This is a genomic window from Halomonas sp. A11-A (genome assembly GCF_003182195.1).
Classification (GTDB): domain Bacteria; phylum Pseudomonadota; class Gammaproteobacteria; order Pseudomonadales; family Halomonadaceae; genus Halomonas; species Halomonas alkalicola.
On sequence record NZ_QGTM01000002.1, the window covers coordinates 44,953 to 58,691 of the forward strand.

Below are 13,739 nucleotides of genomic sequence, written 5' to 3' on the forward strand. Positions count from 1 at the left end.
ATGGCTCAGATCGCCTGGCGGCGCAGCCCGGTCAGGGCGTGGCGCAGCGCGGAAAGCGTCGTGTCGATATCGGCTTCGCTGGTGAAGCGCCCGAAGCTGAAGCGCAGCGAGGCCAGCGCCAGCGACCGCGGCAGGCCGATGGCCTTCAGGACATAGGACGGCTCCACGCTCGCTGAGTTGCAGGCGGAGCCGGTGGAGAGGGCCAGGTCGCGCAGCGCCATCAGCAGCGATTCGCCATCGACGCCTTCGAAGGCCAGGTTGAGGATGTTGGGCACCGCCACCTCCACCGCGGTATTGCGGTGGATGCCGTCGAGATCCGCCAGGCCCGCCAGCAGCCGGTCGCGCAGGGCGGTGATGCGCGCTTGGTCGGCCTCGCCCTCGGCGCCGGCCAGGGCGAAGGCCTCGCCCATGCCGACAATCTGGTGGGTGGCCAGGGTGCCGGAGCGCATGCCGCGCTCGTGGCCGCCGCCGTGAATCAGCGCCTCCAGGCGGATATCCGGGTCGCGTCGGACGTAGAGGGCGCCGATACCCTTGGGGCCATAGGCCTTGTGGCCGGAGAGCGACATCAGGTCGATGCCGAGCCGCTCGACGTTGAGGTCCAGACGTCCCACCGCCTGGGCGGCATCCACGTGGAAGAGCGCGCCGCCGGCGTGGGCCACCTCAGCAAGTGCCGCCAGGTCGTGGATCACGCCCAGCTCGTTGTTCACCGCCATCAGCGACACCAGCACGGTGTCCTCGCGCATCGCCTCGTGCAGCTGCTCGGGCGTGACGCGGCCGTCTTGCCCCGGGGTGAGCCAGGTCACCTCGAAGCCCTCGCTTTCGAGGGCGTGGGCGGTATCCACCACCGCCTTGTGCTCGATGACGGAGGTCACCAGGTGGCGGCCGCGGTGGCGGTTGGCGCGCAGGTAGCCAATCAGCGCCAGGTTGTCGGCCTCGGTGGCGCCGCTGGTCCAGACGATCTCGCGGGGGTCGGCACCGATCAGGTCGGCCACCTGGCGGCGGGCGTTCTCCACCGCCTGCTCCGCCTGCCAGCCCAGCATATGGCTGCGCGAGGCGGGGTTGGCGAAGATGCCCTCGAGGGTCAGGTGGCGGCTCATCAGCTCGGCGACACGGGGGTCGACGGGGGTGGTGGCGGCGTAGTCGAGATAGACGGGTGTGGTCATAGACTCGGGTATCGTGTCGCTTGGTGGGGCGCCTTCAGGGTGCCTTCAGGGCGCCGAGGCGAAAACGGCGCCGCCGTCCAAGCGCTCGCGCTGGCGGTCGGCGATCTGCTGGACCTCCTGGCGGGCCGCGAGTTGTCCCAGGGTGATGCCGTCCAGGAAGCCGTGAATCTGCTCGGAGAGCTCGCACCACAGGTGGTGGGTCAGGCAAGTGTCGCCCTGCTGGCAGTCGGAGAGCCCGCCGCAGCGGGTGGCATCCACCGATTCGTCCACCGCGTCGATCACCCGGGCCACCGAGATGGTCTCCGGTGGCCTGGCCAGCAGGTAGCCGCCGCCAGGGCCGCGCACGCTGGCTACCAGCTCGGCTCGCCGTAGCCGCGCGAACAGCTGCTCCAGGTAGGAGAGCGAGATCTCCTGGCGCTTCGAGATATCGGCCAGGCAGATCGGCCCCGCCTGAGCGTGCATGGCCAGGTCCAGCATGGCGGTAACGGCGTAGCGTCCCTTGGTGGTCAGGCGCATGGCGACCTCGGCGCCGAACGGGTCGGCGGTCGGTGAACGGGCGTTCCGTTGCGGAACGCGGTCAGGCAAGCATTATGGTAAAGACCGAGTGCCATGGTCAACCATTGGTGCCGCGGCCGTCGTCGCCCTTGGCGGCTGCTGGCGCTTCCCTGGCGACCGGTGCCTTCTCTGGCATGGCGCAGGCGTCGGCATCGTCGAGGACGTCGGCGAAATCCTCGTCGCGCAGCTCTGGCAGGCGGCCGTCTCGGTAGCTGGCATCCACCTTGCGAAGGGTCTGGCACATGCGCTCGATGCGCTCGTCCACTGCGTGCATGTGGTCGAGCATCGCCTGGATCGAGCGCGCCACCGGGTCGGGCATGTCCTCGCTGATGCCGTAGGCGTCGAAGCCGAACTTGCGGCGCATCGCCTCGCGGCGTTCGGGGTCCACCTCCAGCACCTCGGCGGCGTCGGGCTCGATGCGCTTGACGATCTTGCCGGGGATGCCCACCACGGTGGCGCCGGCCGGCACCTCCTTGGTGACCACGGCGTTGGAGCCGATCTTAGCGCCGGCGCCCACGGTGAAGGGACCGAGAATCTTGGCCCCGGCCCCGACGATCACGCCATCCGCGAGGGTCGGGTGGCGCTTGCCCTTGTTCCAACTGGTGCCGCCCAGGGTCACCCCCTGATAGAGGGTGACGTCGTCACCCACCTCGGCGGTCTCGCCGATCACCACGCCCATGCCGTGATCGATGAAGAAGCGCCGGCCGATCCTGGCGCCCGGATGGATCTCGATGCCGGTGAGCCAGCGCGAGAAGGTGGAGAGCGAGCGCGCCAGCCACTTGAGGTTCTTCCGCCACAGCCAGTGGCTGAGGCGGTGGAGCAGCAGGGCGTGCAGGCCCGGGTAGTTGGTCAGCACTTCCAGGAAGTTGCGCGCCGCTGGGTCGCGGTCGAAAACGCTGTTGATGTCCTCTCTCAGACGTTGAAACATGCAGCGGTCCTTGGGGTGGGGGGCAGGGCGGCATCCGCCGCGGGCAATGGTCTCAGTGTGGGGGCGCGGTGGGCCCCCTTCAAGGCACGGCCCCGGGTGTCATCCCGGAATCGCCTCAGGTATCGTCCCGGGGCGGTGCCAGCTTCTCGGTATCGGAGAGGATGCCGCGCAGGATGTTGAGCTCCATGCGCTCGGGGCGTGCCCGCAGGGTGAAGCGGCGCAGTCGGGCCATCAGCTGGCGCGGGGTCGCCGGGTCGTGAAAGCCGATAGCGACCAGGGTGCGCTCGAGGTGGGCGAAGTAGTGCTCCAGCTCCTCGTGGGTGGCCAGCGCCTGGCCGGGCTCCTCGCTGGGAGCCTCTTCGCCTGCCAGCCAGGCCAGGCGACACTCGTAGGCGAGCACCTGCACGGCGGCGGCCAGGTTCAGCGAGCTGAAGTCGGGGTTGGTGGGGATGTGCACGTGGGCGTGGCAGCGCTGCAGCTCGGCGTTGGTCAGGCCGCTGTCCTCGCGGCCGAAGACCAGGGCGACCCGAGCGCCGTCGCCGGCCAGCTCCGCCGGCAGTCGGCCGCCCAGCTCGCGGGGGGTGATCATCGGCCAGGGCAGGGTGCGCGAACGGGCGCTCGCCCCCACCACCAGGGTGCAGTCGGCGACCGCCTGCTCCAGGGTCTCGACCACCCGGGCGCCGTTGACCAGGTGATCGGCGCCGGAGGCCCGCGATACGCTGTCGGCGGTGACCGGCTCGCAGCGCGGCGCCACCAGGGCCAGGTCGGCCAGCCCCATGTTGTGCATGGCGCGGGCGGTGCCGCCGATATTGCCGGGGTGGCTGGTGCCGATCAGGACGATACGGATACGGTCGAGCATGGGAGTTCCCTGGGGAGAAATGAATCGGGCCGATGAATCTGGGCGACAGAGTCTAGCATGTTGCAACGCCTCTGCCGCCGGGTCGGGCGCGCGCCGGCGTGGCGCAATCGGGCCGCGTCTGCTAGGATTCGCGCCGACCGTTCCAGCCGAACGCTTTCACGAACCTCCCCGTTCTTTAACACCACCGACTCCCCAAGGCCCGATCATGCATCCGATGGTCCAATATGCGCTGCGCGCCGCGCGCAGCGCCGGCGAACAGTTCCTGCGCATTCGCGAGCGTATCGAGAATGCCCACGAAGAGAGCAACCTCGACCGCCTGCTCGAGGACGCCGCCCGCAACGCCGAGTCGCTGATCGTTCGTCAGCTCTCCCGCGGCTACCCCCAGCATGGTGTCGTGGGTCGCTTCACTCCCCACCGCGCCGGTGAGGGGGAAGGCCACGACACCCTGTGGAAGATCGAACCCTTTCACGGCTACTCCAACCTCGGCGTGGCCGCCTCCGGCTTCGCCCTGTCGGTCGTCTGCCTGATCAAGGGCCGCCCGGAGCACGCGGTGGTGATCTGCCCTTTCAGCGATGACGAGTATCTGGTCAGTCGTGGCCGCGGTGCCCAGCACAACGGCAAGCGCATCCGCGTGCCCAAGACCCGCGCCGTGGGCGGTACCCGCATCGCCATGGGGCTGCCGGAGACCTGGCTGCGTTCGCGTAACCTGCCCGCCTACCTGACCCTGGTGCAGCAGCTGGGCCCGGTCATCGAGGTGCAGCGCGCCACGGGCAGTGGCCTGCTGGACCTGGCCGAGCTGGCCGCGGGCCGCGCCGACGCCGCCTTCGTGCTGGGCCTGGAGGAGCAGGACATGCACGTCGGCAGCTTGCTGCTCAAGGAGACCGGTGCCCTGATGGGGACTCCGGACGGCCAGCCCCGAGTCGAGGTGGAAGGCCAGCTGATGGCGGCGGGCCCGCGCCTCTACAAGGCCCTGGTGCAGCAGCTCAAGCCGCACTTCTAAGCGGCAAGCCACAAGTTTCACGCGACAAGGAAAACCCCCGCCGGCAATGCCGACGGGGGTTTTCTGTTGGGTCGTTGTTGATCCGGTTCTTGCTTGCAGCTTGCAGCTTGCAGCTTGCAGCTTGCCGCTGCTGTTAAGGCAGCTCCTCCTCGGCCTCGAGGTCCTCCTTCTTGGGCGGAATCAGGTCCTCGCGCTGGAGGTGCACCGCCAGCAGCAGGGCCGCGGCCACGTAGATGGAGGAGAAGGTCCCCACCACCACGCCGATGATCAGGGCGATCGAGAAGTGGTGGATCATGTCGCCGCCCAGCAGCAGCAGCGCCATCAGCACCAGCAGGGTGGTACCGGACGTCGCCAGGGTGCGCGACAGGGTCATGTTGATCGCCTCGTTGAAGATCGCCGGCATGTCATCGATGCGTGACTTGCGGATCGTCTCGCGGATGCGGTCGTAGACCACGATGGTGTCGTTGAGCGAGTAGCCGATCACCGCCAGCAGTGCCGCCAACACGGTGAGATCAAAGTCGAGCTGGAACAGCGAGAAGATGCCGACCACGATGATCACGTCGTGCATCAGCGCCAGCAGGGCGCCGATGGCGAACTTGTACTGGAAGCGGATGGCCACGTAGAGCATCACCACCCCCATCGCCACGAGCAGCCCAAGGCCGGCCTGGTCGCGCAGCTGCTCGCCCACCTGGGCGCCGACGAACTCGGCGCGCACCAGCTCGACGCTGTCGCCGCCGGAGCGCAGCAGCTCCACCACTCGCTCGCCCACCTCGGCATCGAAGGCCTGCTGTAGGCGGATCAGCACCTCGGTGGAGGCGCCGAAGGTCTGCACCGAGACGTCGCGGAACTCGGCGGCCTCCAGGGTCTGGCGCACGGCCTCAAGCGAAGGCGCCACGGCGTAGCGCACCTCTACCAGGGTGCCGCCGGTGAAGTCCAGCCCCAGGTTGAGCTGCTGGAACAGCAGCGAGACGATCGACGCCAGGATCAGCAGGCCGGAGATCGCGAAGGCGATCCGGCGCTGGCCCATGAAGTCGAACTGTCGATTGATCAGGGTTTTCATGAGCACCTCTTAGATCCAGAGCTTCTTGACCGGCTTGCCGCCGTAGATGAGGTTCACCATGGCGCGGGTCACCGCCAGGGCGGTGAACAGCGAGGTGATGATCCCCAGCGACAGGGTCACCGCGAAGCCCTTGACCGGGCCGGTGCCGATCGAGAACAGGATCACCGCTACCAGCAGGGTGGTGATATTAGCATCGACGATGGAGGTGAAGGCGCGCTCGTAGCCGGCATGGATCGCCTGCTGGACCGAGAGCCCGCCGCGCAGCTCCTCGCGTATGCGTTCGAAGATCAGCACGTTGGCGTCCACCGCCATCCCCAGGGTCAGCACGATGCCGGCGATGCCGGGCAGGGTGAGGGTGGCGCCGAGCAGCGACATGGCCGCTATCAGCAGGGTCAGGTTCAGCGCTAGTGCCACGTTGGCGATGATGCCGAACACCTTGTAGCGGATCAGCATGAAGAGTACCACCAGCAGCAGGCCGACCTGCACCGACATCACGCCGCGCTTGATGTTCTCGGCGCCCAGGCTCGGGCCAATGGTGCGCTCCTGCACGAAGTAGATCGGCGCGGCGAGCGAACCGGAGCGCAGCAGCAGGGCGAGCTCGGCGGCCTCGGTGGGCGAATCGAGCCCGGTGATGCGGAAGCTGTTGCCCAGCGCGCTCTGGATGGTGGCCAGGCTGATGATGCCGCGCTCGGTGTAGGGCTCGCGGACGATCATCTCCTCGCCGTCGACCACCTCCACGCGGTCGCGGGTCTTGTGCTCGATGAAGAGTACCGCCATGTTGCGGCCGATATTGGTGCGGGTGGCGCGGTTCATCAGGGTGCCGCCGGTGCCGTCCAGGTTGATGTTGACCTGGGGGCGACCGTTTTCGTCGAAGCTGCGGCTGGCGCTGGAGACGCTGTCGCCGGTGATGATGACGTCGCGCATCAGGTCGGCGGTGCGGGACTCATCGTTGCGGAACGCGAAGGTCTCGGTCTCGGCGTCCGGGGTGTCCGGGCGCGCCTCGAGGCGGAACTCCAGGTTGGCGGTGGCGCCCACCACCCGCTTGGCGGCCACGGTGTCCTGCACGCCGGGCAGCTCCACCACGATGCGGTCGGGGCCCTGGCGCTGCACCATGGGTTCGGCCACGCCCAGCTCGTCGACCCGGTTGCGCAGGGTGGTGAGGTTCTGGTTGATCGCGTAGTCCTGGATCTCGTTGACCGCCTGGTCGGTGAGGGTCATGACCAGCGCCGCACCGCGGCCGTCGCCCACGCTCTGGTAGTCGAAGTCGCGGAACTCACGACTGATCAGGCGGCGGGCCGCGTCGCGGTCCTCCTCGGTGGTGAAGGTCAGCGTGATGGTGCGTCCCTCGATCTCGCTGCCGCGATAGCGGATGCGCTCGCTGCGCAGCAGCTCGCGCATGGCGCTGGCGTTGACCTCGAGGCGCTGGGCCACAGCGGCGTCCATGTCCACTTCCAGCAGGAAGTGCACGCCGCCACGCAGGTCGAGGCCCAGGGTCATGGGCGAGGCGGAGAGCGCCCGCAGCCAGGCGGGGGTGGATTCGGCAAGGTTCAGTGCCACCACGACGTCGTCGTCGAGCATGGCGGCGATGCGATCACGGGCCTGGAGCTGCTCGTCGGCGTTGGCGAGGCGGATCAGTACGCTGCTGGCGTCGCGCTCGACGGCCTTGATGGTGATGCCGGCGTCACTCAGGGCGCGTTGGATGCGCTCCAGCTCGCCGTCGTCGATGGTGGTGTCGCCGCTGGCGCTGCTGATCTGCACCGCCGGGTCTTCGGGGTAGAGATTGGGCAGCGAGTAGATGAGGCCGGCGGCGAGGACGACCAGTATCAGCAGATACTTCCATAGTGGGTAACGGTTGAGCATGGGAGCCCTGACCTCAGGTTGCTGACAACGTTTTCTGACAACGTGCGTTGCGGACGTTAGGAGGATGACGTCTAGAACGTCATGATCGCCGCGGGGGTGCCGCGGCGATCAGAAGCGGCCCCGCCGCGAGGGGCGGGGCCGGAAGGGCACGGCTCAGATGGCCTTGATGGTGCCCTTGGGCAGCACCGCGGCCACGGCGTTCTTCTGCACGTTGATCTGGACGCCTTCGGCGATCTCCATGGTCAGGAATTCGCTGTCGTCGCTCACCTTGGTGATGCGGCCCAGCACGCCACCGCCGATGACGATCTCGTCACCCTTGGAGAGGCTTCCGATCAGCTGCTTGTGCTGCTTGGCGCGCTTGGCCTGGGGGCGCCACAGCAGGAAGTAGAAAATCAGCACGAAGCCGAGCAGCATGACGATCTGGGCCATGCCGCTGCCGGCAGCGGCGTCCTGGGCGTAGGCCGGCGCGATGAAGAAATCCAGCATGGGTGGGTGTCTCCTGGTTGGTATGAGCAGTGGGTATGCAGTGGGTATGAAGAGCCGGGATGAGTAAGGGGTGGCTGCCCGTCTGGACGGGGCAGCTCACGCCGGCGCTGCCCTTCAGGGGCGCCGGCGGCGATCAATTCGGAGCGGGAGGCACCGGCAGGCCGCGCCGTGCATAGAAGCCTTCCACGAAGTTCGCCAATGTACCTGCTTCGATGGCACCGCGCAAACCGGCCATCAGGCGCTGGTAATGGCGCAGATTGTGGATGGTGTTGAGCATGGAGCCGAGCATCTCGCCGCAGCGGTCCAGATGGTGCAGGTAGGCCCGGGAGAAGTGCTGGCAGGTGTAGCAGTCGCACTCCTCCTCCAGCGGCCGGGTATCAAAGCGGTGCTTGGCGTTGCGGATCTTCACCGTGCCCTCAGCGGTGAACAGGTGGCCGTTTCGCGCGTTGCGGGTGGGCATCACGCAGTCGAACATGTCGACCCCGCGGCGCACGCCCTCCACCAGATCCTCGGGCTTGCCGACGCCCATCAGGTAGCGGGGCTTATCCTCCGGCATCCAGGTGGGCAGGGTGTCCAGGATCTTGATCATCTCCTCCTTGGGTTCGCCCACCGAGAGGCCACCGATGGCCAGGCCGTCGAAGCCGATGTCGAGCAGCCCCTTGAGCGACTGCTCGCGCAGCTCGGGGTACATGCCGCCCTGGATGATGCCGAACAGCGCCGAGGGGGAGTCGCCGTGGGCGTCCCGGGAGCGCTGCGCCCAGCGCAGCGAGCGCTCCATGGAGAGGCGCGCCTCCTTCTCGGTGGCCGGGTAGGGGGTGCATTCGTCGAAGATCATCACCACGTCGGAGCCCAGCGAACGCTGCACCGCCATGGACTCCTCGGGCCCCATGAAGACCTTGGCACCGTCCACCGGCGAGCGGAAGTGTACCCCCTGCTCGGTGATCTTGCGCATGGCGCCGAGCGAGAAGACCTGGAAGCCGCCGGAGTCGGTGAGGATCGGCTTGTGCCACTGGGCGAAGTCGTGCAGGTCGCCGTGGGCCTCGATCACCTCCACTCCCGGGCGCAGCCAGAGGTGGAAGGTGTTGCCGAGGATGATCTCGGCGCCGATCTCTTCCACCGACACCGGGGTCATGCCCTTGACGGTGCCATAGGTGCCCACCGGCATGAAGGCGGGGGTCTCCACCGTGCCGCGGGGAAAGGTGAGGCGGCCGCGGCGCGCCCGGCCGTCGCTGGCCAGGCGCTCGAAGGTCATGAAGCATTTGTTACGCATGAGGGGTCTCGGCGCTCTTGCGGGTTAGAAACATCGCGTCGCCATAGCTGAAGAAGGCGTAGCGTTCGGCCACCGCCTCGCGGTAGGCCGCCATGGTGGTGTCGAAGCCGGCAAACGAGGAAACCAGCATCAGCAGGGTGGACTCCGGCAGGTGGAAGTTGGTGATCAGGGCGTCCACGCAGCGCCACTCGTAGCCCGGGTAGATGAAGATATCGGTCTCGCCGCGGTAGGGGGCGATGTTGCCGCTTTCATCGGTGGCGCTCTCCAGACAGCGCACGCTGGTGGTGCCCACGGCGATCACCCGGCGGCCGGCGGCGCGGGCGGCGCGCACCTTGGCGCAGGTCGCCTCGTCCACCTCCAGCCACTCGCTGTGCATCACGTGCTCGCGGATATCGTCCACGCGCACCGGCTGGAAGGTGCCGGCGCCCACGTGCAGGGTGACGAAGGCGCGCTCCACGCCCTTCTCGGCCAGGGCCTCGAGCAGCGGCTCGTCGAAGTGCAGCCCCGCGGTGGGAGCGGCGACGGCACCGGCGCGGCGGGCGTAGACGGTCTGGTAGCGCTCGCGGTCGGCGCTCTCGTCGGCGCGGTCGATATAGGGCGGCAGCGGCATATGGCCGTGCGCCTCGAGGAGCTGGATCAGCGGCGTCTCGCCCAGGAAGCGCAGCTCGAAGAGGGCATCGCGGCGCCCCTCCACCACGGCGCGGATGCCGCCCTCGAAGATCAGCTCGGTGCCGGGCTTGGGCGACTTGCTCGAGCGCAGGTGGGCCAGGCCGCGGTGGGCGTCCAGCGGGCGCTCGAGGAGCATCTCCACCTTGCCGCCGCTGGCCTTGTGGCCGTGCAGCCGCGCCGGGATCACCCGGGTGTCGTTGAAGACCAGCAGGTCGCCGGGCTCGAGCAGCTCGAGCAGATCCGGGAAGCGGCGGTGGGCCAGCTCGCCGGAGGGGCCGTCGACGCACAGCAGGCGGCAGTCGCTGCGCTGCTCGGAGGGGTAGCGGGCAATCAGCTCGTCGGGGAGCTCGAAATGGAAGTCGGCGCGCTGCATGCGGTATCGGAATCCGGTGGTTCTGGGCAAGCCGCCTAGGATACCGGCTTGGCTTCTTGAAGTCAGGACCCTGATTGACCCGCCGCCGGGCCCACGTATAATGCATCTCGCGTTGCCGGCGTGGCGAAATTGGTAGACGCAGGAGATTCAAAATCTCCCGGGGGCAACCTCTTGCCGGTTCGAGTCCGGCCGCCGGTACCAGCGTGTTCAGAGCCTCCTTCCAGAACGGCCGCCCTCGGGCGGCTGTTCGCGTTGGGGGTGGCGTTCGGGCTCGAAGCGACCGGCGCCTCGGGGTATGGTGCTCGCTGTGCCTTTACTCAGCGAGGAGCCAGCATGAGCGATCACGACGCCTACGTTCCGCCCCGGGTCTGGAAGTGGGAGCAGCCCAGCGGCGGCAAGTTCGCCAGCATCAACCGCCCCATCGCCGGGCCCACCCACGACAAGGCGCTGCCGGTGGGCAAGCACCCGCTGCAGCTCTACTCCATGGGCACGCCCAACGGGGTCAAGGTCACGGTGATGCTGGAGGAGCTGCTGGCGCTGGGTCATGCCGGCGCCGAGTACGACGCCTGGCTGATCCGCATTGGCGACGGCGACCAGTTCGGCAGCGGCTTCGTGGCGGTCAACCCCAATTCCAAGATCCCGGCGCTGATGGACCACACCGTCGACCCGCCCCGGCGGGTCTTCGAGTCCGGCGCCATCCTGCTCTACCTGGCCGAGCAGTTCGGCGAATTCCTGCCGGACGCCCCTGACGAGCGCACCGAGACCCTCAGCTGGCTGTTCTGGCAGGTGGGCAGCGCTCCCTACCTGGGCGGCGGCTTCGGCCACTTCTACGCCTATTCCCCGGAGAAGTTCGAGTACCCCATCAACCGCTTTGCTATGGAGGTCAAGCGCCAGCTCGATGTGCTGGACCGTCGCCTGGCCGAGAACCGCTACCTGGGGGGCGGCGCCTACAGCATCGCCGATATCGCCACCTGGCCCTGGTATGGGCAGCTGGCGCTGGGGCGGCTCTATGACGCGGGGGAGTTCCTGCAGGTGGAGGAGTACCGGCACGTGCTGCGCTGGGCACAGGAGATCGATAGCCGGCCGGCGGTGCAGCGCGGGCGCATGGTCAACCGCACCTTCGGCGAGCCCGAGATGCAGCTGCACGAGCGGCACGACGCCGGCGACTTCGAGACCCGTACCCAGGACCGGCTCGGCTCCGAGGGCTGAGGAGCACCACTGCCGGGGCGAGGCGCGACTCGTCCCGGCCTGGGGAACCCCCCGGCGGCCCGCAAGTCTCTGAAGTGGGTACGTTCCATCACTGGAGCGTTCAGCTACCGAGACAAGGAGAGTGTTGCATGAGCTCCCAAGAAGCGTCTTCGCCTTCCGACCCGCCCCTTCGCCGCCACCACCGCCCCAGCGGATTCTCCGACTGGTTTGCCTACCGGCTGGTGCGCTTCATGCGCTTCTTCGCCGACCTGTTTTTCGCCGGGCGCTACGGCCACCGCGCCGTGGTGCTGGAGACGGTGGCCGCCGTGCCGGGCATGGTGGGTGGAACGCTGCAGCACCTGCGCTCCCTGCGGCGCCTGAAGGGCGACGATGGCTGGATTCGTACCCTGCTCGACGAGGCCGAAAACGAACGCATGCACCTGATGACCTTCATCGAGGTGGCGCGGCCCACCCGGTTGGAGCGGGCTCTGATCGTGCTGGCCCAGGGGGCGTTCTACAACCTCTTCTTTCTGCTCTATCTCTGTTCGAGCAGGACGGCCCACCGGGTGGTGGGCTATCTCGAGGAGGAGGCGGTGATCAGCTATACTGAGTATCTCGAGGGCATCGACAGCGGGAAGTACGAGAACATTCCGGCGCCGCAGATCGCCATCGACTACTGGAAGCTTCCCGCCGATGCGCGCCTGCGCGAGGTGGTCGAGGCGGTGAGGGCCGACGAGGCCGACCATCGCGACGTCAACCACGATTTTGCCGACCAGATCGCCGGCGGCCGCTGAGCGCCGGGCGATGGCGCTCGCCTCAGTTGATGGCGGTGATGATCACCGGAGCCACGCCGCGGTTGAGCATGCCGAGCTCCCGGGCGGCGCGCTTGGAGAGGTCGATGATGCGTCCTTTCACGAAGGGGCCGCGGTCGTTGATCACCACGGTGACCTCGCGGCCGGTGTCCGGTCGGGTCACGACGACTTCGGTGCCGAAGGGCAGGTCGGGGTGGGCGGCGGTCAGCTGGTTCTGGTCGAATCGCTCACCGCTGGCGGTGGCTCGGCCGTGGAACTTGTCGTGATAGAAGGAGGCGTAGCCTTCCTGGATCTCGGGCTCGGCCTCATGGGCCAGGGCCGCCTGGGTACCGAGGGTCAACGCGCCTGTCAGGCAGCAGGCGAGGAACAGTCTCGATCGGGTTCCCATCTGGGTTTCCTCAGGGTCTCTCGTAGTGCGGGTCGCGTATGCTGCGATGCAGCGAGTTGCCAAAGGGCGAGTCGATAGTAGCCGCCTTTCCCGGAGGCCACAACCCTTTCTCGGAGATCGGCGAAGATGGCCGCAGAATAGCGACAATCTCCTAATGCAGTGTTCGCTATGAGCCGGGCCCATGACGGCAGGGGCCGCGCCTACCCGGCCATGATCAGCTCCCCCCCTTCGATAAGACCCGGTGCGCCCACCCGCCAGGGGCGATTGTCCAGGCCGTGGCCGACGGGCAGCCCGTGGTAGAGCGGCACGTCCAGCGGGGCCAGGGTCTCGGCGATGATGGCCTCCAGCGGGGTCGCGTCGAAGGCGCTGCACCCCTCGAAGGTGCCCAGGCAGATCGCGCCGGCGGCGTCGAGGGCGCCGCCGTGAACCAGCTGCCAGAGGGCCCGCTCCAGGCGGTAGTAGGGCTCGCCCACGTCCTCGAGCACCACCAGGGCCCCGGCAGGCGCATGAAAGGCCGCCGGTGTCCCCGCCAGGCTCGCCAGGGTGATGAGGTTGCCGCCCACCACCGGGCCCGCCAGGCGTGCGGGGGCCTCGCCCCAGGGGCGGAGGGGCAGGCGCTGTTCGGCAGGCCCGCCTATCAGCGTCAGGGTCTCCTCGAACTGTCGGCGGACAAGGGCGCGGGCCTGCGCGTCGTCCTCCAGGAGTCTGCCCGCCGCCTTGACCACCGGGCCGTGGATGGCCGGCAGCTCCTGGCGGCGCCAGTGATCGAGCAGCACGGTGACGTCGGAGAAGCCCACCAGCGGCTTGGGGTGCGCCTTGAGGTGCGCCCAGTCGATGCCGTCCAGCAGCTGGGCGGCGCCATAGCCGCCGCGGATGGCCCAGACCGCCCGGGTATCGGGGTCGGCGTAGGCGGCATGCAGCTGATCCAGGCGCCACTGGCGCTCGCCCGCCAGGTAGCGGGTCGGACGCTGCAGCGGTTCGGGGCAGTGCACCCGGACGTCCAGGGACTCGAGCCCGCGAATGCCGGCCGCCACGGCGGCGGCATCGGTGACCGAGGAGAGGGCGACGAGGCTGATGGCAAGCGGCATGGTCGGGTTCCGGCAGTGGCGAGGGCTCCAAGGATGGCAT

The 13,739-nt window shown here is 68.3% G+C and carries 14 protein-coding genes and 1 tRNA gene; 4 read left to right on the forward strand and 11 right to left on the reverse strand.

The window, feature by feature from the left end:
• Nucleotides 1-5: 5 nt before the first annotated feature.
• From DER72_RS02325 to trmJ, 4 genes are all read right to left on the reverse strand, one after another.
• A complete protein-coding gene (locus tag DER72_RS02325; protein WP_110068404.1) occupies nucleotides 6-1,163 on the reverse strand; it encodes an IscS subfamily cysteine desulfurase in 1,158 nt (385 codons plus the stop codon).
• A 45-nt stretch (nucleotides 1,164-1,208) separates the two neighbouring features.
• Nucleotides 1,209-1,679 (reverse strand): Fe-S cluster assembly transcriptional regulator IscR, encoded by a 471-nt coding sequence (gene iscR, locus DER72_RS02330; RefSeq protein WP_110068405.1) that lies wholly within the window; start codon nucleotides 1,677-1,679, stop codon nucleotides 1,209-1,211.
• Nucleotides 1,680-1,776: 97 nt separating this feature from the next.
• Nucleotides 1,777-2,646 carry a serine O-acetyltransferase gene (gene cysE / locus DER72_RS02335; protein ID WP_258306156.1) on the reverse strand — a complete coding sequence of 290 codons (870 nt, stop codon included), beginning with the start codon at nucleotides 2,644-2,646 and terminating at the stop codon, nucleotides 1,777-1,779.
• Nucleotides 2,647-2,761: 115 nt separating this feature from the next.
• Complete coding sequence (gene trmJ / locus DER72_RS02340; RefSeq protein ID WP_110068406.1) at nucleotides 2,762-3,505, reverse strand: tRNA (cytosine(32)/uridine(32)-2'-O)-methyltransferase TrmJ; 744 nt, start codon at nucleotides 3,503-3,505, stop codon at nucleotides 2,762-2,764.
• A 205-nt stretch (nucleotides 3,506-3,710) separates the two neighbouring features.
• Between trmJ and DER72_RS02345 the strand changes: the two genes are divergently transcribed.
• Nucleotides 3,711-4,505: an inositol monophosphatase family protein gene (locus tag DER72_RS02345; RefSeq protein ID WP_110068407.1), complete on the forward strand. Its 795-nt coding sequence runs from the start codon at nucleotides 3,711-3,713 to the stop codon at nucleotides 4,503-4,505.
• 133 nt (nucleotides 4,506-4,638) lie between these two features.
• Here the strand turns inward: DER72_RS02345 and secF are convergent, their stop codons facing one another.
• The 5 genes from secF to queA form a co-directional block, all read right to left on the reverse strand.
• Nucleotides 4,639-5,565, reverse strand: a complete 927-nt coding sequence (secF, locus tag DER72_RS02350) for a protein translocase subunit SecF (protein ID WP_110068408.1) — start codon at nucleotides 5,563-5,565, stop codon at nucleotides 4,639-4,641.
• A 9-nt stretch (nucleotides 5,566-5,574) separates the two neighbouring features.
• On the reverse strand, nucleotides 5,575-7,425 hold the full coding sequence (gene secD, locus DER72_RS02355; protein WP_110068409.1) for a protein translocase subunit SecD: 1,851 nt from the start codon (nucleotides 7,423-7,425) through the stop codon (nucleotides 5,575-5,577).
• Nucleotides 7,426-7,578: 153 nt separating this feature from the next.
• Nucleotides 7,579-7,911, reverse strand: a complete 333-nt coding sequence (gene yajC, locus DER72_RS02360) for a preprotein translocase subunit YajC (RefSeq protein ID WP_110068410.1) — start codon at nucleotides 7,909-7,911, stop codon at nucleotides 7,579-7,581.
• A gap of 133 nt (nucleotides 7,912-8,044) precedes the next feature.
• Entirely contained in the window at nucleotides 8,045-9,181 is a 1,137-nt protein-coding gene (tgt, locus tag DER72_RS02365; protein ID WP_110068411.1) for a tRNA guanosine(34) transglycosylase Tgt, read from the reverse strand.
• A complete protein-coding gene (gene queA / locus DER72_RS02370; protein ID WP_110068412.1) occupies nucleotides 9,174-10,223 on the reverse strand; it encodes a tRNA preQ1(34) S-adenosylmethionine ribosyltransferase-isomerase QueA in 1,050 nt (349 codons plus the stop codon). Before queA ends, tgt begins: the two co-directional genes overlap by 8 nt.
• A 114-nt stretch (nucleotides 10,224-10,337) precedes the next feature.
• Between queA and DER72_RS02375 the strand changes: the two genes are divergently transcribed.
• From DER72_RS02375 to DER72_RS02385, 3 genes are all read left to right on the forward strand, one after another.
• A tRNA-Leu gene (locus tag DER72_RS02375) sits at nucleotides 10,338-10,424 on the forward strand.
• 132 nt (nucleotides 10,425-10,556) lie between these two features.
• Nucleotides 10,557-11,432 carry a glutathione-dependent disulfide-bond oxidoreductase gene (yghU, locus tag DER72_RS02380; protein ID WP_110068413.1) on the forward strand — a complete coding sequence of 292 codons (876 nt, stop codon included), beginning with the start codon at nucleotides 10,557-10,559 and terminating at the stop codon, nucleotides 11,430-11,432.
• Nucleotides 11,433-11,560: 128 nt separating this feature from the next.
• Nucleotides 11,561-12,205: an alternative oxidase gene (locus tag DER72_RS02385; protein ID WP_110068414.1), complete on the forward strand. Its 645-nt coding sequence runs from the start codon at nucleotides 11,561-11,563 to the stop codon at nucleotides 12,203-12,205.
• Nucleotides 12,206-12,227: 22 nt separating this feature from the next.
• Here DER72_RS02385 and DER72_RS02390 read toward each other — a convergent pair whose 3' ends face one another.
• The gene (locus DER72_RS02390) at nucleotides 12,228-12,611 is read right to left on the reverse strand and encodes a septal ring lytic transglycosylase RlpA family protein (protein ID WP_110068415.1); all 384 of its coding nucleotides are present in this window, start codon (nucleotides 12,609-12,611) and stop codon (nucleotides 12,228-12,230) included.
• 200 nt (nucleotides 12,612-12,811) lie between these two features.
• Nucleotides 12,812-13,699, reverse strand: coding sequence for an LD-carboxypeptidase (locus DER72_RS02395; protein WP_110068416.1), 888 nt, complete (start codon nucleotides 13,697-13,699; stop codon nucleotides 12,812-12,814).
• Nucleotides 13,700-13,739 lie beyond the last annotated feature (40 nt).